The sequence below is a fragment of the Aquimarina longa SW024 genome (assembly GCF_001401755.1).
Classification (GTDB): Bacteria; Bacteroidota; Bacteroidia; order Flavobacteriales; family Flavobacteriaceae; genus Aquimarina; species Aquimarina longa.
Window position 1 is genome coordinate 172,487 of sequence record NZ_KQ474099.1, and the last position, 25,807, is coordinate 198,293.

Genomic DNA, 25,807 nt, shown 5'->3' on the forward strand with positions numbered 1-25,807 from the left:
ATTTAAAAAATAAATATATGAATTTTATTGAAGAATGGGGCAGTATTGCAGGATTAGCAGGATTAGCCATAGGTGTATTTGCTATCCTGTTTAGGAGTGTAATTCAAAAAAAGATTTTTGCAAAATTAACCCGAAAACAGTCTTTTTTAATCATCATACTCTTTATGGCATTGGTATCTCTAATGTCTGTATATTCTATTTGGATATATTATAGCCATAAAACACAAGCAGCAAAATATATAACCGTTTTGGTACATGGTAAAAACGGAAAAGATGACTTGGTATTACCCAACAGAGGTGAGGTAAAATTGATTTATGGTGATGCCATAGTAGTCGAAAAAATCAATGCAAAAGGAGAGGCTACTTTTAAACAAATACCTGATGTTTTTTTTGACAAAAATCCGCCTGTACATATTATGTTTCATGATCCAAAAGGAGAACCCTATTATGCAATTAATCCCGATTCTAGTTATCACCTGATAGCAGGGAGATATATCCCATTAGAAGTTACCTTGCAGGGATTATCAGAGATCAAAGGAATAGTAAAAAATTTTGAAACTGGAGCTGTACTCGATAGTGTTAGGGTAAGTATTCTGGGAACATCGACATACTCTAATACATATGGCGAGTTTCATTTAAAAGTTCCTCCATCTTTACAACAAAAATATCAAACCGTAAGAGCCTTAAAAAATGGGTTTGAAATGTTTGAAATGGCAGACGTTCCTATTCAGACAAAAACAGAATTTCCCATTCTTTTAAAACCTAAAAAACCGTGAATAAACTCCTGTTCTTTATTATATGTATACTATTATCGTCACTTAGTGCACAAGAAATAAAAATAAAAGGACAACTATCTATTCACAATAGCAGATACAATAGCGGTACCATAGAATATGTGCCAAATGCTTTTGTAACCGCCCCTTTTACCAAACCTTCTAGTACTGATAACTTAGGTAAATTCGAACTTAATTTTGTAGGTATTGAAAACGGTACTTCTTTAAGGCTAACAGTCGAAAAAGCAGGATATGAGATTGTAAACACCCGAGATATACAAGCCATTACTTTAGGGAGGAGTGAGCCTATACGTATTTTTCTGGCAAAAAAAGGAAAATTGGCAGAAGCGCAAATAAGGTTGTACAGCATTAGTAAAGAAGCGTTATATGCCAAAAAAAATGCAATCATCAAAAAACTAAGATCTGATACACAAAGTAGTCAAAGAAATATACAGGAATTAAAGAAAAAATTTGGGCAGGTCATAAACAACTACAAAGAAGCAGAAACCTTTTTAAATACTAGGGTCAAAGAATTAGAAAAACAATTGTATGCACTATCCATAGAATTAGCAAATCAGAACCTAGATTTTGCATCTGATTTATATATCGAAGCCTATCGAGCATTTATAAAAGGAGATGTAGAAAAAGTAGTTAAAATACTAGGTGATAAAACCCTAAAAGAAATTGATAACAAAGCCCATAATAAATACAGAAAAGGAAAGCAACTCATAGAACTCGGAAAAAATGAGTTCCTAGAAAATATTAAAAACTATCAGTTACGTGCCAGAGCGCACTTATTATTGTTTGATTATAAAAAAGCAATAGAGATTTATAAAATCATTGTTCAAAATATAAATACCTATAACCTGCCTAAAAATTTACTAGCCTATTATTCTGAACAATTAGCCGATTTATATATAAAAAGCTATGTGCAAATGGTAACCTCTGGTTTAGATTATGAATATGATACCGTAAACGACATTGGGAATACTGCTATAACATATCAAAAGAAAGCACTGTCTATTTACAAAAACACAGATAATATCGATATACTTTCTGTAGCACGATCCTATCAGAATCTAGGAAATATCTTGTTAATAATAGACGAGGATTTTAAAAGGGCAGGAATCTATTTTAGAAAAAGTTTTGATATCTATCAGGAACAAAAAACAATCAGTTCTGCTGTGGTGTATAATTTGTTACAAATTGCATCTCTATACAGTTCACATGTAAATATTCATCGATTGGCATGGTATGATGGAATGAAATTAAAAAGAAAAGATAGAGAACATATTTCAGAAGCAGAAAAATATTATGACTTAGCGGCTGTAATGGCATCAAAAATAAAAGATACAGAATTTCTATTAGGAGAACTATACCATCAACGAGCAAAAGAAAATTGGATTCCAAAAGCAGAAAAAGAAAAGCTGTATGAAAAAACCAAAAAAATCTTTGAAGCCAAATTAACCTCAGTAGATTATAGATTAGCAGAACTATATATTGAGCTAGGAGATCTGTACTACTCTAAGAACACAAAAATAACACTAGAGTATTACTTAAAAGCTTCAAAAATATACGAAGAGATAGAAAGTAGCTCCTCCTTTGATTTCTTTTATGGGAATAGAACTAAAAACTACCAGAATATAGCAGATTGGTATACGATCAATGGTGACCTAGCCATGGCAGAGAAGTTTCATAAAAAAAATAGTACTGCTATTGAAAAAGCAGCATTGTCTCCCTTGGATCATTTGGATAGGCACAGTAAAATTATTTGGTTTTATAAAAATACAGGGGATCACAAAAATGTAATTTTTTATTGTAAAAAAGTACTTCGTGAGAATAATGGGTTCTATGATTGGGACGATATCATTTTTGATGATATAGCCGTAGCTTACCATAGCTTAAAGGATTATGAACAAGAAATTAGGTATTTGAATAAACTGATTAAGATCTATCAACAAAAAAAAGTTTCGGCTTATAATACAGGAATCATTTTTTTGTATAAAAAAAAGAAAGGACAAGCATATTTGGCTCAAAAAAAAATCTATAAGGCAGTTTCTGAATTGAAAGCTGTAATCGAATATCATGAAAGTTTCAACAAGAAGGAACAAGATATCGTAGAACTTCTAGAAATATACAAAGCGATCTCTATAGCATACATATTAATAGGAGATCAAATCAATTTAATAAAATTCAGAGAAAAATATATCAATACTAAAAAGAGGAGTACTACAGATTAAAAAAATAACACCTCTTCAATTATAAAGTAAGACATTAAGTGTATTCTATTTAATGTCTGATCAAAAAACTGGATTTATTACATGGAGCGGGTAGATCCTATTATCCCTGATCTTAACCAGAAATATCTACAGGTGTTGTAAAATAGATGGATTCTCCTCCAAAAAAAGCAGGAAGTAAGGGGCTTGATGGTATAGATTTTCATGTATTGGTATTCATCCTCTAGGGAACAGCTCCCATATATAAAAATAGTGAGAGCATCCATAAGTTAAACCTAGTATACGCTATTTAGGTACATTAGAATATTTAGGGAAACATAACTTTTTTAGAATGATCCATGATCTCGCTTAATCCAAAAGCCTATTATCTAAAAAACAAAAAAGCCTTATAGAAAATCTATAAGGCTTTTGTACTGAAGACGGGACTTGAACCCGTACGTCCTAATGGACATTGGATTTTAAGTCCAACGTGTCTACCAATTCCACCACTTCAGCTTGGTATGTATATATTGTCTCAGAGCGAAAGACGGGATTTGAACCCGCGACCCTCACCTTGGCAAGGTGATGCTCTACCCCTGAGCTACTTTCGCAGTTATTTTTTTAAGAACTTCGCAATACGTTATTGCGGATGCAAATTTAATACATTTCTAGGAATACCAAAGTTTTTTTTGAAAAAAGAATAAAAAAAAACAACAACCATCAGTTTATAAGCATTTTAACAACCTTAAAAAAATATAATCATAAGCCCAATTAGGTATTTTGAGCTTTTTTTTATACCTGAGATGTTTTTTTCTTAGTTAGCATACGTTTAATTTCGTTTAATTTCATCAACGCTTCTACAGGAGTGAGTGTATCGATATCAATATGCAAAATCTCTTCTTTGATATCTTCTAATAATGGGTCATCTAAGTTAAAAAAACTTAGTTGTAAATCATCGTCTTCTTGTACTGCTTTGATCTTATCAGTAAGTTCTTCGCTACTATGTGATTTCTCTAGCTTTTTTAGCATCTTATTAGCTCTGTAAAGTACTTGCTGAGGCATTCCTGCCATTTTAGCTACATGGATCCCAAAACTATGCTCACTCCCGCCAGGAACTAGCTTACGCAAGAAGAGAACGTTATCTTTTAATTCTTTTACTGATACATTGTAGTTTTTAATACGATCAAAAGTTTCGTGCATCTCGTTTAACTCGTGATAATGTGTCGCAAACAATGTTTTGGGCCTTGATGGGTGCTCATGTAAAAATTCACTAATTGCCCAAGCAATAGAGATCCCATCATAGGTACTGGTACCTCTCCCAATCTCATCTAATAATACCAGACTACGATCTGATATATTATTTAATATACTCGCAGTTTCATTCATCTCTACCATAAATGTAGATTCTCCCATAGAAATATTATCACTTGCTCCTACTCTAGTAAATATTTTGTCTACTACTCCTAGTTTCACTTCTTCCGCAGGGACAAAACATCCCATCTGTGCTAATAATACCATCAATGCCGTCTGTCGTAATATCGCCGATTTACCACTCATATTAGGTCCTGTAATCATTACCATCTGTTGTTGATCTCTATTAAGTGATACATCATTAGCGATATACTGTTCTCCTAATGGTAATTGTTTTTCGATAACTGGATGACGACCATTTTTAATTTCTAAATCATATGAATCATTGATCATTGGTCGTACATAATCATTTTCTGTAGCAAGCTGTGCAAAAGAGCATAAACAATCTAATTGCCCGATTAAAGTGGCATTTAATTGTACTGGTTTAATATACTCGTTCATCCATACAATTAGATCACTAAATAATTGTTGTTCTAATACTAGTATTTTTTCTTCGGCACCGAGGATTTTAGCCTCATATTCTTTTAACTCTTCTGTGATGTATCGTTCGGCACTTACTAGTGTTTGCTTACGTATCCATGTATCTGGCACTTTATTCTTATGCGTATTTCTTACCTCTATATAATATCCAAATACATTATTAGAGGCTATTTTTAAAGAGGTTATCCCTGTAGCTTCTGTCTCTCGCTCTAGCATTTTATCGAGATAGTCCTTACCAGAAAAGGCTATCGATCGCAATTCATCTAGCTCATCTAAATACCCATCGGCAATGGTATTACCTTTTAGGATGTTTACAGGTGCTTCTTCGTTTAATGTTTCTTTAATTTTATTACGTAATAATTTACAATCATTAAGAGTCTCTCCTATTACCTTTAATGCATCATTATCACTTGCTGATGCTTTTGCTTTTATAGGCACAATAGCTTCTAAGGAATTTTTTAATTGAATTACTTCTCTGGGGTTTACTTTCCCAGTAGCGATTTTAGAAATCAATCGTTCTATATCTCCTATTTGCTTAATCTGATGCTGGATTTTTTGATGTAGTATAGCATTATCCAAAAAATATTGTACTACCTCATGACGCTTATCGATAGCTGTACTATTTTTAAGCGGTAATGCCAACCATCGTTTTAACGTACGTCCACCCATTGGGGAGATTGTTTTATCAATAACATCTAGTAGCGTTACTGCATTTGCGGCATTGGCATGGTATAATTCTAAATTACGAATTGTAAAACGATCCATCCAAATATATTGGTCTTCTGCAATACGCTGAATTGTTGTAATATGCTGTAGCTTATGATGCTGTGTTTCTCCTAGATAATGTAAGATCACACCTGCTGCTATAATCCCTTCTTGTAAATGATCTACACCAAAACCTTTTAGAGTTTTTGTTCCAAAATGTGTATTAACTGTTTCATTGGCATAATCTGTTTTAAATGCCCAATCTTCTATAAAAAAGGTATGAAAGTCCTTTCCGAAATCTTCTTCGAAGTTTTTCTTCTTAGGCTTAGCAATCAAAACTTCACTAGGACTAAAGTTTTGCATTAGTTTATCCATATGAGCAACATCTCCTTGTGCCGTTAAAAACTCTCCTGTAGACACATCTAGAAATGCTATTCCTAACTCTCGTTTACCATAATGCACAGCACATAAAAAATTATTAGTCTTACTCTGTAATACCTCATCATTTAAGGCTACACCAGGAGTTACTAATTCTGTTACTCCTCGTTTTACAATTGTTTTGGTTTGTTTAGGGTCCTCTAATTGATCACAGATTGCTACACGCTCACCTGCTTTAACGAGCTTAGGTAAATAGGTGTTTAAAGAATGATGAGGAAACCCAGCTAATGCTGTTTCTTGATCGGTTCCATTTCCTCTTTTAGTCTGTACAATATTTAAAATAGCAGCTGCTTTAATTGCATCTTCTCCAAAAGTTTCATAAAAATCCCCTACTCTAAATAATAACATTGCATCAGGATACTTAGCCTTAATAGCATTGTACTGTTTCATTAATGGGGTTACTTTTTTACCTTTTTTTGCTGCCAATGGATTGTAGTTTTATGAATTATGCTAAAGTAGCTATTCTCGTATTTTTTTAAAACTATCGTCTCTAGGAGTTATTCAATTTTATTCACAATGATATTTCAGAAAATAAAGTTCTTGTATCATCCTCCGGTATTTTTCTTTTGGTATATTCTAAAAAATGGATATCTAATGATAAAAACAATACCTTTGAGGCGAGATTGAACGAAAATTTCAACATCTTTTTATTAAAAAAAGCAACTGTATCCATACTTAATGAATAGAAAACTAAAAAATAGCGAACTAAACCGTAAGAGTGTAGAAGAGTTCAAAGCAGCTCCTAAGACGCCTTTAATTATCATTTTGGACAACATCCGAAGTCTTAATAATATTGGATCTGTATTTAGAACCGCTGATGCTTTTTTAATTGAGAAAATCTACCTCTGTGGTATTACTGCCACTCCTCCTCATAAAGATATCCAAAAAACTGCATTAGGTGCTACAGATACCGTAGACTGGGAACATCAAAAAAATACTTTGGAAGTAGTTCAAAACCTCAAATCACAAAACATCAAAATTCTGGCTATAGAACAAGCAGAAAATGCAACTATGTTAAATAGCTTTACTCCTGATACTGATCAAAAATATGCTATCATTTTTGGCAATGAGGTTAAAGGTGTTCATCAAGATGTGGTTTCTGAAAGTGATCTTGTTATCGAGATACCTCAGCATGGAAGTAAGCACTCTCTTAACATCTCTGTTAGTGCCGGAGTAGTCATATGGGATCTATTTAGCAAGCTATCTTTATAAAACATAGATGCTTCCTTTATAAAGAACATGTATTGATTTGCTCCAAAATCCAAATATAATCTGATCGATCTGCTATAAAATCTCGTTCTGATACATCTAGGACTAAAGTTTTAACCTGGGATTGTGTCTTTATAAATTGCATATACTCTTTATTGATTTTATCTAGATATTCTGCAGAGATTTTTTGCTCATAATCTCTACCTCTCTTTTTAATATTCTCTAAGAGGCGCTCTGTATTTTGGTAGAGGTATACATATAACCCAGGTTTTGTTAGATTTTTATACATCAAATCAAATACTTTTTTATAGAGTATCAATTCTTCTGATTGCAAAGTAACCTTGGCAAAAATCATAGACTTAAACACATCATAATCACTTATAACAAAATCTTTAAATAAATCAAACTGCGCAATATCATCCTGTAAGCGTTGGTAACGATCTGCCAGAAAAGACATTTCTAAAGGAAAAGCATACCGCTCCATATCTTCATAAAATTTTGGCAAAAAGGGATTATCTGCAAAACGCTCTAAAATAAGTTTTGCATTAAACTCCTTGGCAATTATTTCAGAGAGGCTCGTTTTTCCTGCTCCAATATTTCCTTCTATAGTAAGATATTGAAATCGAGCTAAGGTGTATACTTCTTTTGGGTTTTTTAGTGTATCTGTTACCAATGACACTATCGAATCATCAGAAGTATTTTCTACTAATTGCTGTACTGTTTGCTTTAGTTCTGGATGTATGATATCTGGCGTAATCTCTGCAAGAGGTTCTAATACAAACTTCCGATGCTGCATTGCAGGATGTGGCACAATCAATTCTTTGGTCACTATACATCCTTCTGATGAAAAAATAATATCTAAATCGATAGTTCTAGCTTCATACCCTTTGCCTCCTGTCCTGTTTCTACCTAAAGAGTTTTCGATATCCATGAGTATGTGTAACACCTGAGTTGTAGAAAGAAAAGTAGATACTTCAATACAGGCGTTATAAAAATCATTACTAGTAAATCCCCATGCTGGTGTCTGATATACTCTAGAAAGAGAAACGATATCTCCTATAGTTTTATATATCTCATTAATCGAATTTTGTAGAAAACTTAAACGGTTACCGACATTACTACCTAATGAAATATGTATAAGATGAGGTGTTTTCAAAGCTGGATATTTATATTCTAGTGAGAAGTCCTTATTTTTAAGGGCAAAATAAGTAAAACAAAATCACTTCGCCTTATTTTTGCACGAACTATTATTAACTATTATTCATTTTGAAAGAAACTTCTCTGGAATTAAAAGACAAACGTATTGCTTATAGAATATACCTCATACTTGGTGCACTCTTTATTTCATCATTAGTCGTATCAAATCTTATTTTTCAAAAATTCTTCTATTGGGATTTTTTTGGCATCTATACTTTCGAAATTTCTGTAGGAATCTTACCTTATCCTATTACTTTTTTGATTACCGATATTATCAGTGAGATCTTTGGAAAAAGAAAAGCGAATCAGATTGTTACAGCGGGTATTTTTGCATCTTTTTTTTCACTACTTATTGTATATGCTTCTACAGCTGTTCCTGCTACAACTTGGTCTCCTGTGAATGATGCTATATTCGATCAAGTTTTTGGAGCTACAGTGATTGCTGTATTTGCATCGATGATGGCGTATCTTTTTGCACAATATATAGATATTCAGGTTTTTCATTTTTGGAAACGTATTACTAAAGGAAAACATCTATGGATTAGAAACAACTTCTCTACCTTTTCTTCTCAATTTATAGATACACTAACTGTTCTTTTATTACTCTGTTCTGCGGGGATCTTAGAATGGGATCGTTTTGGAGTATTATTACTCAATGGTTTTTTATTTAAAATACTAGTCGCCGCTTTAGACACTCCTATTTTATACACGTTCGTATACTTAATCAGAAAACGTTTTAGGTTATCACAGGGTGATGAAATAGCTTTAGAAATTTAAAATCTAACAAATAGTTAACTTACAAAAGGTAACATAGTATCTTTGTATATCGTTACTTTATATAAAAGTTATTTACTTATAAAGTAAGCATAACCTAACTAATTATTTACTCAGATGAAAAAAGCTCTTAAAATTCTTGGTATATTTCTACTACTAATCATCATAACAATCATTGCCATTCCTTTTTTATTTAAAGGAACCATCCAAGATAAAGTAAAGTATCTAGTGAATCAACACGTACATGCCAAAGTAGATTTTGCTAATCTAGATATAAGCCTGATTAGAAGTTTCCCGAAAGCATCGATTACAATAGATGAATTATCAATTATTAATTACACTCCATTTGAAGGAGATACTCTAGCATATTCAAAAAAAATCGCTTTGGACATGTCTATTCCTGAATTATTTAAAGGCTCCTCACAACCTATTAGTGTTCAGGAAATAATAATTGATGAAGCTACTATTGCGATCAAAACTGACTCATTAGGAAATTCTAATATTGATATTGCTAAAAAACAAGAAGTGACCTCAGAAGAACTACCTGAAAAAGAAAGCGCTCCTTTTACTTTTGCATTAGATCATTATGAAATAAATCATAGTAAGGTTTTATTTAAAGATGACGTTAGCAAAACTAATCTAATGATAACTGATCTTAATCATAGCGGTGATGGCTCTGTATCTGGTGACAAAATAATTTTAAACACACTAACCAGTACTGAAGCATCATTCAGCTTAGGTGATACCAAATACTTAAATAAAAACAAATTGCAGCTAGATGCTGATATCGAATTAGATCTTAAAAATCAACGGTATTCTTTTAAAGAAAATAAAGCTTTAATCAATCGATTACCATTAGAGTTTGCAGGATATGTTCAATTATTTAAAAAGTATACTGATATAGATCTTAGTTTTAAAACACCTTCCTCAGATTTTAAAAATTTCCTAGCTGTAATTCCCGAAACCTACGTTAAAAATCTAGATGGTATACAAACTAATGGAGATTTCTCTATTAATGGTCATATTAAAGGGAAAGCTGATGATACACATATCCCTAAAATGGATATTAAAATTGCATCGCATAATGCTTCTTTTAAATATCCTGATTTACCAAAAGGAGTTAAAAATATTAATATAGATACACAGATCAAAAACGAAACGGGATTAGTAGATGATACTTATGTAGATATCAATAATTTGACTTTTAAGATAGATCAAGATTCTTTTGCAGCCAAAGGTAGCTTACATAATCTCACTAAAAACATGATTGTAGATATGCTATTAAAAGGAACCTTAAATCTGGCTAACCTTAATCAAGCGTACCCACTACAACTCGAACAAAAATTAAATGGAATTGTCAAAGCTGATATCCAAACAAAGTTTGACATGCAAGCTTTAGAAAAAGAACAATATCAAAATATAAAAAGTTCAGGTACTGCTAGCATATCTAAATTTACATATGCTTCTACAGATATCCCAAATGAAATAAAAATAGAAAAAGCTAATGTAAGTTTTAACCAAAAAACCATTTCATTAGACAATATGGAAGCTACTACAGGGCGATCAGATCTAGCCGCTAAAGGAACTATTGATAATCTCATGGGCTTTTTATTTGCTAAACAAGATCTAAAAGGGAATTTTGATGTAAACTCTTCCGTTTTTGCAGTAGATGATTTTATGATTAACGAGCAAGAATCAGAACCTGAAAAGAAAGTAGCAAAGGTCAAAACTACTACGACAGATGAAACAATGAGAATCCCTTCTTTCCTAGATGCTACTCTAAATTTCAATACTAAAAAAGTTTTCTATGACAATCTAGAGCTACAAAATACTAAAGGGAGCGTAAAAATAAAAGATGAAACTGCTTATCTACAAAATGTAACGTCTTCTATTTTTGATGGAGGAATCGCCATCGATGGTAATGTCTCTACTAAGTCCAAAGTACCTACTTTTGATATGGCATTGGATTTAAGCAAAATAGACATTGTTAAATCCTTTACTAATTTAGAACTTATAAAAGGTTTAGCTCCTATCGCAAAAACACTAACAGGGAAGTTAAGTACCAAAATAAACCTAAATGGAAACCTTAATGAAAGCCTTATTCCTGTACTAACCTCAATAAAAGGGAAGGCATTAGCAGAAATTCTTAATGCTCAGATTTCTACTACCAAAACTCCTTTTTTAGCGAACCTAGATAATCAACTTAACTTTATAGAAATAGATCAACTAAATCTAAAAAATATTAAAACTAACCTGAGTTTTGATGATGGAAAAGTTAATGTAAAACCTTTTGAGTTTGATGTAAAAGGAATAAAGATTACCGCTGGAGGAGATCATAGTCTTGACCAGAACATGAACTATACAATAAAACTTGATGTACCAGCTAAATATCTAGGAAGTGAAATCGGTAACTTATTATCTAAACTTGATCAAAAAGAGGCCAATACTATGACTGTTGGATTACCAATCGGGATATCAGGAAATTTCAAAAATCCAAAAATAGATTTAAATACTGATCAAGCGATACAAAAACTCACACAACAGATCGTTGATAACCAAAAAGCTAAAGTTAAAGATAAACTTATAGGACAAGGAGAAGAGCTACTAACAGATCTATTTGGGGAATCTAAAAAACAAACAGATTCTTCTAAAACTGACTCAAAAAATACTACTGAAAAAGTAATAGAAAACACTGCAAAAGATATTTTTGGTGGTCTTTTTGGAAAGAAAAAAGATTCTACAAAAACAGATAATTAAATCTATAATAGAATCATTATATTTTTAAATACTTAGAGTAATGACATGATAAAATTATCATGTCATTTTTGTTAAAAAATAATCCTTAAGGCTATATTAACAATACTGTTAATAAAACTAAAATAACAATTTAGTAATCTTACATCTATAATAAAAGTGCCTTTATAATCATAATTTTATAGCCAAAATTAAATACTCCCTCTAAATTATGAAATCAAAAACTCTTAGTTTGATTATCTTTTTATTAGTTTCTTTTATTTCATTTTCACAAACAAAAACTAATAGTAATCAAATGAAATGGACCAAAACATGGACGAATTTTGCTCCTAATAATGAAGATTACCCAAAACCAGAAGAAAAACTCCCCACTATAATAGATCGTGATTTATACCTAAGAAATGATGTCACATATTTACTATCAGGAAATGTTTATGTTACCGATAATACGATATTAACCATACAAGAAGGAACTATTATTAGATGTGATGCAGAAAATACTGCTAGCCTTATAATTACCAAAGGATCTAAATTGATTGCAAAAGGATCAAAAGGATTTCCTATAGTATTTACTTCTAATAAACCAAAAAAATCCAGAAAATCAGGAGATTGGGGAGGTATTGTAATTATTGGATCTGGTAAAATTAATTCTCCTGCTATGTCTAAAATAATAGAAGGAAATTTTTTACCTCAGTACTCATCATATGGAGGAAATAAAGAAGACGAATTAACAACTATTATGACCTATGTTAGAATCGAGTTTGCAGGAAAAAAAATCAATCAGTCTAAAGAGCTAAATGGATTATCTCTCTATTCATTAGGCAGTAACTCTATCATAAGTAATATAATGGTAAGTTTCTCGGCAGATGATTCTTTTGAATGTTTTGGAGGTAGTGCAAATATGTCAAACCTAGTTTCCTACAAAGCAAAAGACGATGATTATGATTTTACACTGGGATATCAGGGAGAGCTCAATACTATTTTAGCCATTAGACACCCTTACATTAGCGATACTAGTGGTTCTTACGCTATTGAGACAGATGGATATGATAAAAAAGAAGGTTTTGTCAATATCCAATCAGTATCAAGTATCCGTATCAAAAATGCAACCTTAGTAAATTTATCTAATCATAGCAATTATCAACATACAACTGCTGCTATTTCATCCAAGAATTTAGCTAAAATTGCGCTTACTAACATGAGGATTTCTGGTTTTGCTAATATTGTAAAGTTTGATAAAACATATCAATCTATTGAAGATCTTCAAAAATATTTTTCATTAGAAAATAGCATCTTTAATGTACACAATAAAACAGTAATAACACAATATAACACAGAAATAAAAACAGATCAATTGCTTAAATATAATATGTATACAAATCATTTCAGAAGCGTTGATGATGTATTTACAGATCCCTTTAACGAAAAAAATCCAAAATTTACACTAAAGGAATCTGAAAACTATACTGTAATGCAGTAAATCAAAGAAATTCTACTAAAAAAACAATCTTTCGCATAATGAAACTATTCAATATTATTTTTTTTACTCTTTTTATTATAAATTTTAACTACTCTCAGGTAAAGAAAAATGTATTTTTTGATCAAAAAGTTTTAATCAAAAAATTTCATACTATAGATGAGTTAGAAGGCTTAAAAAAAGGGGAACTCACTAAATTATATGCAGATCGTATTAATGAAATCATAACCATATTACCATACCTAGCACTGACCAATGAAGCTAATGTTAGAATGTCAGACATCGGGATTCAAGAAAACTCGGGTCATTTAAAATCGCTTAACAAGCAACATATAGCAACCTCAGAAGCTCTTGAAAACACTAAAACTGTAATTTCAGAATTTATTCCATATGCAGATACCGAAAAAATTATTTGGGGTATCTTATATTTTGAAGAAATAATTAAAAAAATTAGAATAGGCGCTAATGGAAATTTCTAGTCAACTCTAAGTTAGAGTTATTCAAAGAAATTTTATTCTCAATCCTGAATTTTAAATGTAATATATTAGTCTTTTTAACCTAAAAACTCTATTTATAGAGATCAAAATAGTCTAAAAAAGAAAGTTTAATCTTTTTTCTAAACGGAGAAATGGATTAAAACACAATGTCATACATTTTTTTTACAAATCTAGATATAGACTAATCATTTTTTTGATTATCAATCACGTACATAATATTAACTGTACGAAATATACTATTAATATTTTCATAATTTAAGTTAAAAATACGACGAACATACAAAGTTTATGGTAAACACGTAACCAATTTTGCCATAACTCTAGTATCTTAGTAGTCTAAAAATTAGGAGAAAGAAATTTCCTCTAAAAGTTTAACCCCCTAAATCAACCATCATGAAAAAAAGATGTTCCCTACTAACAACTTTTATACTATTACTTATCTACTCTCCAACTATTGCTCAGGATTTTAATGAAAATAATGATCGATGGACCAAGGTATGGACAAACTTCACTCCTAATAAAATGAATTATCCAGAAGCAGAGGAAGCACTACCTAATATTATTACTGATCATACTTATCTAAGAAATGATATCGTATACTCTATATCAGGTGACGTATATGTAACTAATGGTGCCTCTTTAACAATACAAGAAGGAACAGTAATACGATGTGATCATAAAAACCCTGCAAATCTTATCATTACTAAAGGATCTAAACTAATTGCGGTAGGATCTAAGGCATATCCTATTGTTTTTACATCTAGCAAAGCCCCTAAATCCAGAAATAGTGGAGATTGGGGAGGAATAACTATTGCAGGATCAGGGAAAGTAAATACGGTTTCTGGTAACGGTATTATTGAAGGTGATTTTAATCCAAAATACTCTGTGTATGGTGGAAATCAAATAGACGAAGAAACAACAATATTAAAATTTGTAAGAATCGAATTTTCGGGTAATACGGCTAAAAGAACAGCAGGGACTAATGGGCTATCTTTATACGGAATAGGAACATCTACTATCATAGAAAATATTATGGTAAGCTACTCTGGTCAGGATTCATATAATATTCATGGAGGAAAAAACAATCTTCAGAATCTAATTTCTCTTAAAGCGCAAAAAGATGATTATCATTTTGCAGAAGGCTTTAAAGGTACTATTAAAAATATTATAGCTATTAGACATCCATATATCAATAGTCCTCAAGGATCTTTTGCTATCGAAGTAGATGGATATAATCCAGAACTTGGATATATAAAACCTGATGCGATAACAGATGTTACGATCACTAATGCTACACTTGTTAACTTATCAGATAAATCAAATTACCAACACACAACTGCCGCAATCTCTGCTTCTAATTCAGCTATATCATATATTCATAATTCTAAAATATCAGGATTTTCTGATGTGATTCAATTTGATAAATCTTATACTTCTTTAGCTACAATGCAAAAAGCATTTATGATGGACAATAGTTTTTTCAATATACATGGAAAAGGTGTCAAATCAAGCAATAAGGCAATTAACGGAACTTTAGATATTTTAAAATACAACCGATTTACGGAAAACTTTGTAGCTGTTAACAATTTATTTAGCGACCCTAAAAACACAGTTACTCCTAAGTTTCAATTAAAACAATCATTAAACAACTATATGGTTATGCAATAAAAGTTTATAGCGAGATCTGATGCATAAAACATAATCGATCCAAATTAAAAAACACTATGTCAAAAACATCAATAACTTTTTTATTCATCCTTATCACGAGTTCATTTTTTGCTCAAAATACAAATGACGCTGTCTTTTTTACCCCAAAAAGTCAGATCAATAAATTTCACACAATTAGTGACCTACAAGCTCTTAAAAAAGGAGAGCTTGTAAAATTATATCAAGATCGAGTTAAAGAAATTATAACGATATTACCATTCTTATCTCTAACTAATGAAGCTGGTGTAAGATTAAGCGATATTGGTATTAAAGAAGACTCTAGACACCTCAAAACCCTAAAGAATAGCGTAGAATCTAACAAAAAAAACTTGTTAGTAGTTAAAGAAACTATAGAAGAATTAATTCCTTATGCGGATACTGATAAAATTATCTGGACTATTTTATATTATGAAGAAATCATTAAAAAAATGAGAATCGGAGTTGATGGAAATTTTTAAAAATTCAACTAGTTCAAACGCTAACACTAAAAATTATTAGTTATTCTATATTATTAACTAATAAATAGACTTTAACAAAACGAAAGATTATAAAAATCATCTCATATAAACAGCTAGAATACTTAGGATTAAATTAATGTGTTGTATACTCTTAAGGGTTAGAAGAGGCAATTGCCTCTTCTATTTTTTTTGTAAGATTACTTTGTTTACAACAACTAAGTATCTATGATTACAATACTGTCTTATCTTTTATTAGGGATTTTTATTACTATACTAAGTGCACTACCACTTGGAGTTGTCAATTTAGTGGTTATTAACACTACTATAAAAGAAGGTATAAAAAATGTTTCGCACATAATTATTGCCGCAGGAGTTGGAGAAGTTATATTAGCTTTTTTTGCACTACATTATAGTACAGAATTATCTATTTTTTTTCAAGAAAACCAATGGGTTCAAATTGTATTTATAATACTTTTTCTAAGTATTGGTATTTATTTTGTACTCTTTAAAAACAATCCTAATTTCATCCATAAACCTAAAAAATTAAGACTATTAGGTTCTAAACTATTAAGTGGTTTTTTTTTAGCAATACTAAATCCACCTGTACTAATTTATTGGATTTTAGCTATATCACTGATTAACAAGTCTATTGTCAAACTTACATCGCAGACTTCGTTGATTACTCTTTTTCTTTTCTTTTTAGGTGTTTATTTAGGAAAAATAGGAACTTTATATTTTTATAGCAAATGGGGGTATAAAATGACTCAAAAACAAAAAAATGAAACAAACAAAACTTCTAAAACTATAGGGATTATTTTAATCATGGTCTCTATTATCCAAAGTATTAGGTTATTCATCTAGTATTCAGGTAAAAAAACACTTATAGCACAACACTTTTAAACTTCCTATAAAACCTTAGTTCTTTTATAAAATACTATTTTTTTACTCATTTATACATGTATATTTAATATTCAATTAAATAAATTTGTGGGCTCTACAATTAATTAAATGTTAAAGTAAAACATCTATAATTCGGAGTTCATTTCCTATCCGTACAATTAAGATAGACACTTTATTTTAAGATTTCTTTAGTAGAAATATAAAATATCCCACTATGACAACTGATGACTTAAACGTTAAACTAAAATTATCAAAAAAAGAAATGCAACAATATGGCTATAAAATTATCGATCATATTGTTGAACATTTTGAAAATCAAAACTCCAAAAAACCTGTAACTATAGCATCTAGAGAAGAAATGGATTCTCTATTAATAGAACATATTCCTGATCAACCTACTTCTGCAAACGAAGTTTTAGATTTTGTAATGAGTCAAATCATCCCTAATAGTAATATTGTATCACACCCTAAATCATATTCGTTTGTACCTGGGCCTAGTAATTACATAAGTGTTATGGCAGACACTATCGCTACAGGATTCAATATCTTTTCTGGAGGTTGGGTAGCATCACCTGCTGCTACAGAACTAGAGATTGTAGTAATGAACTGGCTTCTTAAGATTTTTGGATTTCCAACAAAAAAAGGAGGTGGTATCTTTACTAGTGGTGGGTCTATGGCAAATCTTACAGCACTAGTGACTGCTAGAAGAATAAAATGTGGGCAAGAGTTCTCTAAAGCTATAATTTACTTATCAGATCAGGCACACTCTTCTAACATAAAAGCTATCAAAGTAATTGGGTTTAAAAAAGAGCAAATCCGAATTATACCTACAGATCTAGAGTTTAAAGTATCTTTAAATAAATTAAAGAATGCAATTGCCAAGGATCGCTTAGAAGGATTACAACCATTTTGTATCATCGCTTCTGCCGGAACTACAAATACCGGAACAGTAGATCCACTAGATGAGATTGCTACGATCTGCCAAGAAGAAAACCTATGGATGCATGTCGATGGTGCATATGGAGGCGCCGCAATATTATCTAATAAAGGAGCACAGACATTAAAAGGAATTGAACGAGCAGATTCATTAACAGTAGATCCTCATAAATGGTTTTTTCAACCCTACGAAATAGGATGTTTATTAGTTAAAGATCATAATTGGTTAAGTAATACTTTTAGTGAAAAACCAGAATACCTTAGAGACATAGAAGGTAATGAATCTGAGATTAATTTTTATGATCATGGCATACAGTTAACACGTCGTTTTCGTGCTTTAAAATTCTATATGTCATTAAAAACATTCGGGCTATCATCTTTCAAAAAAGCAATACAATATACTATAGAACTTGCTGAACAAACAGAGGCTATATTAAGAAAAAGTACTTATTGGGAAATTACATCTCCCGCTACATTAGCTATAATCAACTTTAGATACCATCCTATAAAACAAGAGTTATCCGAAGAAGAATTGGATGTAATCAATCAAAATATTTCAAAAAAAATAGTAACCTCTAGAGAAGCATTATTAGTAACCACTGTTTTACAAGGACAAATTGTACTAAGAATGTGTCTCATAAACCCCAGAACAACTATCGAAGATATAAAAGACACATTACAACAGTGCGAAATCTATGGAAAAGAAGAGTTAGAACTATTACAAAAATCTAATTTAAGAGATTGTTAAACGTACCACATACCCTTCATTATTTCTAACATTAAAGACTGTATGATCTTCAAAAATAAGATACTGCCCTTTTATCCCTTTAAGAACACCAGAAAACTCTGGTGTTTTTTCTAGGTTAAGGCTTTTTAATTTATCAGGATACTGTAATACTGGAAAATGAAGCTGCGTTTCTTTTCCATCCTCAATAAAATAATCTTTTACCTCATCAGGTATACAATCTCTTAGTGTATTTTTATAATCAATCAAATTTTCATCAACTATATCATTTTTAAGCATTTTACGCCAATTCGTTTTATCAGAAACTTTTTCTTTTAAAGCTACTTCTGCAATACCTGCTAAGTATCGATTAGGAACTTCGACAATTGCTATAGCTTCATGTGCTCCCTGATCTATCCATCTTGTAGGGACTTGAGATTTTCGAGTCACGCCTACTTTTACACTACTAGAATTAGCCAAGTATACAATATGAGGCTGTAACTGAGCTTTTTTTTCAAATTCTAAATCCCTGTCTTCTATGTCTAAATGTGCTGTACTTAATTCTGGACGGATTACCCAATCTCCTACTTGAGGCTGGTTATAAAAATCATCATAACAATATCCCTGTCTAAATATTTTTTTATTCTTACCACATGCCAAACATTGATAGCCTACAAATTCTATCTGTATTTTTTTATTCAATAATTGATTCATATGGATAAAATCTGATTCAAAAACCAAGTAATACTGAATAGGATTCCCTAATTCTGTCTGCATTTTTTTAAGTACTCCAGTATATTTCATAAAAATCTTGTTATATAACTAATGGATAAGAAGAATGTGATTATTTTTATTATTTTAGTTTTTATTTCACACTTATCAAAAATAGTGTGTTCACTTTTTTATAATAAAAATTAGAGCACTATATTTTTGGCTAAATATACATCAAAAATGCCAATCCCATTAGTTAATTCTATAGCCAGCTGGTTTCTTAAAAAACGTTTTCATCAGATAGAACTTTTCCTTAAATATCCTAATGAAGTTCAACTAGAATTATTACACGTTTTATTAGCAACAGCAAAAAACACTGAGGTAGGGAAAAAATATGACTTTGCGACTATTAGTAATTATAAAACTTTTAAAGAACGAATCCCTATACGATCTTATGAAGATTATGAAGCTATGATTGAACGAAGTCGTTTAGGAGAGCATAATATATTCTGGCCTACTCCTATTAAATGGTTTGCAAAATCCAGTGGTACCACTAGTTCAAAAAGTAAATTTATTCCCGTTAGTGAAGAATCATTAGAAGATTGTCATTTTGCAGCAGGTAAAGACCTCTTGTGCATGTACCTTAATAATAATGAAAATTCTAAACTATTTACCGGAAAAAGCCTTCGATTAGGAGGTAGTAAAGAATTATACAAAGAAAACGGAACTTCTTTTGGTGATTTATCCGCTATAATTATAGACAATATGCCATTTTGGGCAGAATATAGTTCTACTCCAAATAATGAGGTGTCCTTAATGAGTGACTGGGAGTTTAAAATGAAAGCTATTGTTAATGAAACAATACAAGAAAATGTAACTAGCTTAGCAGGAGTTCCTTCTTGGATGCTTGTTTTATTAAATCAAGTGCTAGAAACCACAGAACAGGAAGATCTTTTCAAGATATGGAATAACCTAGAAGTATATTTTCATGGCGGAGTAAATTTTGCTCCTTATAAAGAGCAATACAAAAAAATTCTACCTAAAAATTCTTTTAAGTATTATGAAATATACAATGCCTCTGAAGGTTTCTTTGCGATACAGGATTATAATGATTCGTCAGAATTATTATTAATGTTAGATTATGGTATATTCTATGAGTTTATACCTATGGAAACGTATGGCACTATTACCGAAAAAGTTATCCCGCTAAGTGAAGTAGAAATCAATAAAAATTATGCTATAATTATTACGACCAATGCAGGACTATGGCGTTATAAAATTGGAGATACAGTACGCTTTACTTCAATAAACCCATATAGAATAAAAGTTTCGGGTAGAACCAAGCATCATATTAATGTTTTTGGAGAAGAACTTATTATCGAAAATGCTGAAGAGGCGCTTAGAAAAACAACTAAAGCTACCAATAGTGAAATTGTAGACTATACTGTCGCTCCTATTTTTATGAAAGAAAGAAAAAAAGGGGCTCATGAATGGATTATAGAATTTAAAAAACATCCTAAAAATCTCAAAGAATTTACACATATTTTAGATCAAAATTTACAACATGTAAACAGTGATTATGAAGCCAAAAGATATAATAATACTACACTTAACATTCTTCAAATACGTAAGGCAAGGCCTAATTTATTTTATGATTGGCTGAAAAAAAACAATAAACTGGGAGGGCAACATAAAATCCCAAGATTGTCTAATAAACGAGCATATATTGAAGAGTTAATCATATTAAATAGCATAAATTCTAAGCACTCCTCTCAACTCTAAATTCCATTACTGTAAAATTGTTTTTTTATTAAATAGAGTGAATTGAAGACTAAAAATACGGTTAAACCGTAAGAAAAATACGTTACAACATCTATTTTATCTGTGATTATCTGTATTTCATCCTTCAAAAAAGGTCTTTAGTCTAAAAAATATCAAATCATTTTAAAGCCTCTTATTTTCATATTAAATTTGTTACCAGATAGTTACAAATATACTAAGGCACCCCAGTATGAAAAACACAATATCTTGTCTCTTATTTTTTCTTTTAGTAATAGAGGTAAATGCTCAAGAAAATGCAACTAAAAATCACACAATCACATCTAATAATGAGTTAGCAATTACGACTCCCAAATCAGTTACTTCGTCTAGCATAAAAAGTACATTTACATTAGAAGACGATACTTGTTATAGTGAATTATCAAAAGTAAAATTTTATGAAGCTTTAATTCGCCAAAATAACTTAAAAATTGAGCTTAAGAATACTAATCTAACCTTAAAAAGTACTGAAACTATCATTACTGATAACAAAAACAAAATATCTTATTCTGAATAAAAGAAAGAATATGTATATAAATTAACAACTACTAATCAACCAAAAAAGCGAGGTTATTTTTTTAGATACCCCGCTTTTTTTTAATTATTATTACTTTATTTCCTTAAGAAACGGCCTTAAGTTTTTTAATCGTAGATTTATTTAGTTTCTTTTCAGCATAATCCTTAGTCACTCTAAATTCTGTTTCTTCACTTTCTGGCATTTCGTACATTGCATCGGTCAAAATAGCCTCACAAAGAGATCTTAAACCTCTTGCTCCAAGCCTATACTCCATTGCTTTCTCTACAATATATTCTAATGCTCCATCCGTAATAGAAAAATTAATATTATCCATTTCAAACAGCTTCTTATATTGCTTTATGATAGCATTTTTAGGAGCAGTTAATATAGATCTAAGAGTTTCTTTATCCAATGGATTCATATAAGAGAGTACTGGTAATCTACCTATGATCTCAGGAATTAATCCAAAATCTTTTAGATCCAGTGGGATAATATATTGTAGTAGATTATCTTTTTCTATAGCATCTTCACTTTTAGAAGCACTATATCCTACCGCTTGCATATTCAATCGTTTCTGAATATTTTTTTCTATACCATCAAAAGCTCCTCCTGCTATAAAAAGAATATTTTCAGTATCTACCTCTATAAATTTTTGATCAGGGTGTTTACGTCCTCCTTTTGGCGGAACATTCACTACAGTACCTTCTAATAGTTTTAGTAATGCTTGCTGTACTCCTTCACCAGAGACATCTCTAGTAATACTAGGATTATCGCTTTTACGAGCTATCTTATCTATTTCATCAATAAATACAATTCCTTTTTGTGCTTTCTCTAGGTTATAGTCTGCCGCTTGAAGCAATCTTGTAAGAATACTTTCTACATCCTCTCCTACATAACCTGCCTCAGTAAGAACCGTTGCATCTACAATTGCCAGAGGTACATTAAGCATTTTAGCAATAGTTTTTGCCATCAATGTTTTACCTGTACCCGTTTGCCCTACCATGATGATATTACTTTTCTGAATCTCTATATCATCTTCTGTTTGTGGTTGTAACAAACGCTTATAATGATTATATACCGCAACAGACATTACTTTTTTGGTAAACTCTTGCCCTATTACATATTCATCCAAAAATTTCTTGATAGCCATAGGCTTACGTAGCATCAATTCATTGCTAAGCTCGCCAGTCTCTTCATCTTTAGCTTCTTCTACTACAATTCCATGTGCCTGAACAATACATCGATCACATATATGAGCATCTAACCCTGCTATCAACAAATTAGTTTCAGGCTTTTTTCTCCCACAAAAAGAGCATTCTAAATCTTCCTTAGCCATAATTTTTCAATTTCAATCACCTTCTATAAATACATTTTAAATTGGTTAGGTGAAACCTGCATACGTTATATCCTGATTATTTCTATATCTTATGAAATCATCAAGTATGCTTTATATTTTACAAAAAACTCATAATCTATCTATCTTAAGCAGTAGAAAATTCTCCTATACAAGAAAAAAAACTACTCTCTAGATAAGATTTCATCAATCATTCCATATTCAAGAGCTTTATCAGCTTTCATCCAATAGTCTCTATCACTGTCTTCATAAACCTTATCATAGGTTTGTCCAGAATGTTTAGCAATGATTTTATATAATTCTTCTTTTAATATTAAAATCTCACGTGCAGTAATTTCTATATCACTTGCTTGCCCTTGAGCTCCTCCTAATGGTTGATGAATCATCACCCTACTATGAGGTAATCCAGAACGTTTTCCTGCTTGCCCTGCACATAACAATACAGCTCCCATAGATGCGGCCATACCTGTACATATTGTAGCTACATCTGGTTTTATAAACTGCATAGTATCATAAATCCCTAAACCAGCATAAACACTTCCTCCTGGAGAATTAATATATATCTGAATATCTTTTGACGAATCTACGCTTTCAAGGAACAATAATTGAGCCTGAACTATATTAGCAACCTGATCATTAATCCCGGTTCCTAAAAATATAATACGATCCATCATTAATCGTGAGAAAACATCAAAAATAGCAATATTCATTTGACGTTCTTCTATAATATTAGGAGTCATACCAACCGGATACATACTACTAATGATCTGATTATAGTAATTACTATTAATACCCTGATGTTTGGTAGCGTATTTTTCAAATTCTTTTCCGTAATCCATATTTCTTTTTCTGAAATTTTTATTGATAAAAAAGGCGTTAACCCAAAGATAGTTTAACGCCCTAAATATAACTATAAATTCCTTAGTATTTTACAACATTTCTTATTTGTAAACCTCTTTTATAAATTCATCAAAACTAACTTCTTTTATTTTTAGCTTTGCATTTTCTTTATAATAGTTTAGTAACTTCTTGCTCATCAATTGCTCAGAAATTCTTTTAACCTCATCTTGGTTTGACAATATTCTAGCTGCAATACCTTCTAATTCTTTATCTTCTGGAGAATTCTGTCCAAACTGTGCCATTTGACCTTTAATCAAATCTTTTGCAAAATCTTGTAATTCTTCAAAAGTTACCTGAAGATTATTATCACTAATAATCTTTCCTTCTATCAATTGATAACGTAATCCCTTTTCACTTTTCTCATACTCATCTTTTGCCTCATCCTCTGTTAAAGGTTTTTCTCCTGTCACTCTAATCCATTTCTGCAAGAACTCTATAGGAAGATCAAATACGGTATTCTCTAATACGTTTTCTGTAATAGCATTAAGCAGTTGTTGTTCTGATTGCTGCTCGAATTGACGCTCTGCATCTTCTTTTATTTTAACTTTTAGATCAGAAACTGTTTTTACAACTTCTGGTCCATATAACTTATCAAATAGTTCTTGATCTAAATCAGCTAATTCTTGAGTGTTTATTTCTGATATTGTAAAAGTAACTTCTACATCAAGGTCATGAGCATCATCATGTTCTATTTTTAAGGCACTTATCAAATCGTGATCATCATTAAACAATCCTTTTGTTTTTAGGGTAATAACATCACCAACCTTAGCTCCTATAAACTTATCTAAATTCTTTTTTCCTTTAATTTTATCTAAAGAAATTGTAGAAGTATTCTCAATTTCCTTTTCTTCATTAACAAAAGAACCTGCTACTAAATCATCTTTCTCTACACTATCTTTAGAGATCAACTTACCATATTGCTTCTGAATGGTTTTAATCTGATTATCAATCATCTCATCATTTGCTACAATTTTGTAGTGAGTGATCGCTTTCTTACCATTTAATTTTACATCAAACTTCGGTGCTAATCCAAGTTCAAATTCGAAAGAGTAATTATCAGTATCCCAATCAAAATTTTCTTGCTCTTTAGGTAAAGGATTACCTAAAACATCTAGTTTCTCTTCTGTGAGGTATTTATTTAATGCATCTTGTAATAGTTTATTCACCTCATCTACCAAAACTGCTTTCCCATATTGCTTTTTTACAAGCCCCATAGGAACATGACCTTTTCTAAAACCAGGAATGTTAGCACTCTTACGATAGTCACTAAGGATTTTATTAACCTTATCACTGTAATCATCTTTAGTGATATCTACAGTTACTACCGCATTTAATTCGTCTAATTGCTCTTTTGAAATATTCATTATCTCTACGTTTACTACTAAAATTTGGGTTGCAAAAGTAATACTTTTTTACATCACAACAAATTTTAACTCCCTGAAAAACAGCAAGAGTTATATTAATTTTTGTCTTTCTTTAAAACAGAATACAGTATCGACTGAAACATAGATAGCAATAGACTAAAAATCAATGCCCAGAACCAGCCAGTTACATCAAATCCTATAACAAAATAATCTGCTAATAAAATAATCATTGCATTAATCACTAAAAGGAACACTCCTAAAGTAACCACCGTAATTGGTAATGTCAAAACAACCAACAAAGGTTTTACAATCGCATTTAAAATAGCTATAACAACAGCCACTATCAAGGCACTTAGATAACCATCTACTTCAACACCAGGTAAGATTTTTGCCAAAATGACTACTGCAACAGCACTTAATATTAGCTTAAATAAAAATTTCATCTCTCAAGTATAAGCCTTATACATAAAATACAATTTTAAAACTTAGTGTTAAATATACTTTTTTCTTATTTATATTTCAAGTTA

The 25,807-nt window shown here is 30.9% G+C and carries 20 protein-coding genes and 2 tRNA genes; 13 read left to right on the plus strand and 9 right to left on the minus strand.

The window, feature by feature from the left end; translation table 11 throughout:
* The first annotated feature begins 17 nt into the window (after positions 1 to 17).
* Positions 18 to 776: a hypothetical protein gene (locus N456_RS09850; RefSeq protein WP_062056417.1), complete on the plus strand. Its 759-nt coding sequence runs from the start codon at positions 18 to 20 to the stop codon at positions 774 to 776.
* Positions 773 to 3,013 carry a tetratricopeptide repeat protein gene (locus N456_RS09855; RefSeq protein WP_062056419.1) on the plus strand — a complete coding sequence of 747 codons (2,241 nt, stop codon included), beginning with the start codon at positions 773 to 775 and terminating at the stop codon, positions 3,011 to 3,013. The genes N456_RS09850 and N456_RS09855 overlap by 4 nt, the downstream gene beginning before the upstream one ends.
* Before the next feature lie 408 nt (positions 3,014 to 3,421).
* On the opposite strand, the gene N456_RS09860 is transcribed toward N456_RS09855, so the two are convergent.
* The 3 genes from N456_RS09860 to mutS all read right to left on the minus strand — a co-directional run bounded on the left by N456_RS09860 (position 3,422) and on the right by mutS (position 6,373).
* Positions 3,422 to 3,505, minus strand: a tRNA-Leu gene (locus N456_RS09860).
* 23 nt (positions 3,506 to 3,528) lie between these two features.
* Positions 3,529 to 3,600, minus strand: a tRNA-Gly gene (locus tag N456_RS09865).
* 181 nt (positions 3,601 to 3,781) lie between these two features.
* The gene (gene mutS / locus N456_RS09870) at positions 3,782 to 6,373 is read right to left on the minus strand and encodes a DNA mismatch repair protein MutS (RefSeq protein WP_062057447.1); all 2,592 of its coding nucleotides are present in this window, start codon (positions 6,371 to 6,373) and stop codon (positions 3,782 to 3,784) included.
* 288 nt (positions 6,374 to 6,661) lie between these two features.
* Between mutS and N456_RS09875 the strand changes: the two genes are divergently transcribed.
* On the plus strand, positions 6,662 to 7,195 hold the full coding sequence (locus N456_RS09875) for an RNA methyltransferase (RefSeq protein WP_062056421.1): 534 nt from the start codon (positions 6,662 to 6,664) through the stop codon (positions 7,193 to 7,195).
* Positions 7,196 to 7,211: 16 nt separating this feature from the next.
* On the opposite strand, the gene folK is transcribed toward N456_RS09875, so the two are convergent.
* On the minus strand, positions 7,212 to 8,348 hold the full coding sequence (folK, locus tag N456_RS09880; RefSeq protein ID WP_062056423.1) for a 2-amino-4-hydroxy-6-hydroxymethyldihydropteridine diphosphokinase: 1,137 nt from the start codon (positions 8,346 to 8,348) through the stop codon (positions 7,212 to 7,214).
* Positions 8,349 to 8,458: 110 nt separating this feature from the next.
* Between folK and N456_RS09885 the strand changes: the two genes are divergently transcribed.
* The 8 genes from N456_RS09885 to N456_RS09920 all read left to right on the plus strand — a co-directional run bounded on the left by N456_RS09885 (position 8,459) and on the right by N456_RS09920 (position 18,640).
* Positions 8,459 to 9,166, plus strand: coding sequence for a queuosine precursor transporter (locus N456_RS09885; protein WP_062056425.1), 708 nt, complete (start codon positions 8,459 to 8,461; stop codon positions 9,164 to 9,166).
* Positions 9,167 to 9,280: 114 nt separating this feature from the next.
* On the plus strand, positions 9,281 to 11,920 hold the full coding sequence (locus N456_RS09890) for an AsmA-like C-terminal region-containing protein (RefSeq protein WP_062056427.1): 2,640 nt from the start codon (positions 9,281 to 9,283) through the stop codon (positions 11,918 to 11,920).
* Positions 11,921 to 12,128: 208 nt separating this feature from the next.
* Entirely contained in the window at positions 12,129 to 13,397 is a 1,269-nt protein-coding gene (locus tag N456_RS09895; protein ID WP_062056429.1) for a hypothetical protein, read from the plus strand.
* 38 nt (positions 13,398 to 13,435) lie between these two features.
* Positions 13,436 to 13,873, plus strand: coding sequence for a hypothetical protein (locus N456_RS09900; protein ID WP_062056431.1), 438 nt, complete (start codon positions 13,436 to 13,438; stop codon positions 13,871 to 13,873).
* A 411-nt stretch (positions 13,874 to 14,284) separates the two neighbouring features.
* Entirely contained in the window at positions 14,285 to 15,559 is a 1,275-nt protein-coding gene (locus N456_RS09905; RefSeq protein WP_062056433.1) for a hypothetical protein, read from the plus strand.
* A 56-nt stretch (positions 15,560 to 15,615) separates the two neighbouring features.
* On the plus strand, positions 15,616 to 16,056 hold the full coding sequence (locus N456_RS09910; RefSeq protein ID WP_062056435.1) for a hypothetical protein: 441 nt from the start codon (positions 15,616 to 15,618) through the stop codon (positions 16,054 to 16,056).
* Positions 16,057 to 16,281: 225 nt separating this feature from the next.
* On the plus strand, positions 16,282 to 16,917 hold the full coding sequence (locus N456_RS09915; RefSeq protein ID WP_062056437.1) for a hypothetical protein: 636 nt from the start codon (positions 16,282 to 16,284) through the stop codon (positions 16,915 to 16,917).
* A 253-nt stretch (positions 16,918 to 17,170) separates the two neighbouring features.
* Positions 17,171 to 18,640 (plus strand): pyridoxal phosphate-dependent decarboxylase family protein, encoded by a 1,470-nt coding sequence (locus tag N456_RS09920; RefSeq protein WP_062056439.1) that lies wholly within the window; start codon positions 17,171 to 17,173, stop codon positions 18,638 to 18,640.
* Here the strand turns inward: N456_RS09920 and N456_RS09925 are convergent.
* Entirely contained in the window at positions 18,626 to 19,420 is a 795-nt protein-coding gene (locus tag N456_RS09925) for a DUF2797 domain-containing protein (protein WP_062056442.1), read from the minus strand. The genes N456_RS09920 and N456_RS09925 overlap by 15 nt on opposite strands.
* Before the next feature lie 147 nt (positions 19,421 to 19,567).
* On the opposite strand from N456_RS09925, the gene N456_RS09930 reads away from it, so the two are divergent.
* Together N456_RS09930 and N456_RS09935 are read left to right on the plus strand one after the other, a co-directional pair.
* Positions 19,568 to 21,109 carry a GH3 auxin-responsive promoter family protein gene (locus N456_RS09930; protein ID WP_062056444.1) on the plus strand — a complete coding sequence of 514 codons (1,542 nt, stop codon included), beginning with the start codon at positions 19,568 to 19,570 and terminating at the stop codon, positions 21,107 to 21,109.
* A gap of 229 nt (positions 21,110 to 21,338) precedes the next feature.
* Positions 21,339 to 21,662, plus strand: a complete 324-nt coding sequence (locus N456_RS09935; protein WP_062056445.1) for a hypothetical protein — start codon at positions 21,339 to 21,341, stop codon at positions 21,660 to 21,662.
* Between the two features lie 103 nt (positions 21,663 to 21,765).
* Here N456_RS09935 and clpX read toward each other — a convergent pair whose 3' ends face one another.
* The 4 genes from clpX to N456_RS09955 all read right to left on the minus strand — a co-directional run bounded on the left by clpX (position 21,766) and on the right by N456_RS09955 (position 25,723).
* Positions 21,766 to 22,998, minus strand: a complete 1,233-nt coding sequence (gene clpX, locus N456_RS09940) for an ATP-dependent Clp protease ATP-binding subunit ClpX (RefSeq protein ID WP_062056448.1) — start codon at positions 22,996 to 22,998, stop codon at positions 21,766 to 21,768.
* A gap of 182 nt (positions 22,999 to 23,180) precedes the next feature.
* Positions 23,181 to 23,855: an ATP-dependent Clp endopeptidase proteolytic subunit ClpP gene (clpP, locus tag N456_RS09945; RefSeq protein ID WP_062056450.1), complete on the minus strand. Its 675-nt coding sequence runs from the start codon at positions 23,853 to 23,855 to the stop codon at positions 23,181 to 23,183.
* A gap of 102 nt (positions 23,856 to 23,957) precedes the next feature.
* A complete protein-coding gene (gene tig, locus N456_RS09950; RefSeq protein ID WP_062056452.1) occupies positions 23,958 to 25,280 on the minus strand; it encodes a trigger factor in 1,323 nt (440 codons plus the stop codon).
* Between the two features lie 95 nt (positions 25,281 to 25,375).
* Positions 25,376 to 25,723 carry a phage holin family protein gene (locus N456_RS09955; RefSeq protein ID WP_062056454.1) on the minus strand — a complete coding sequence of 116 codons (348 nt, stop codon included), beginning with the start codon at positions 25,721 to 25,723 and terminating at the stop codon, positions 25,376 to 25,378.
* Positions 25,724 to 25,807: the final 84 nt, after the last annotated feature.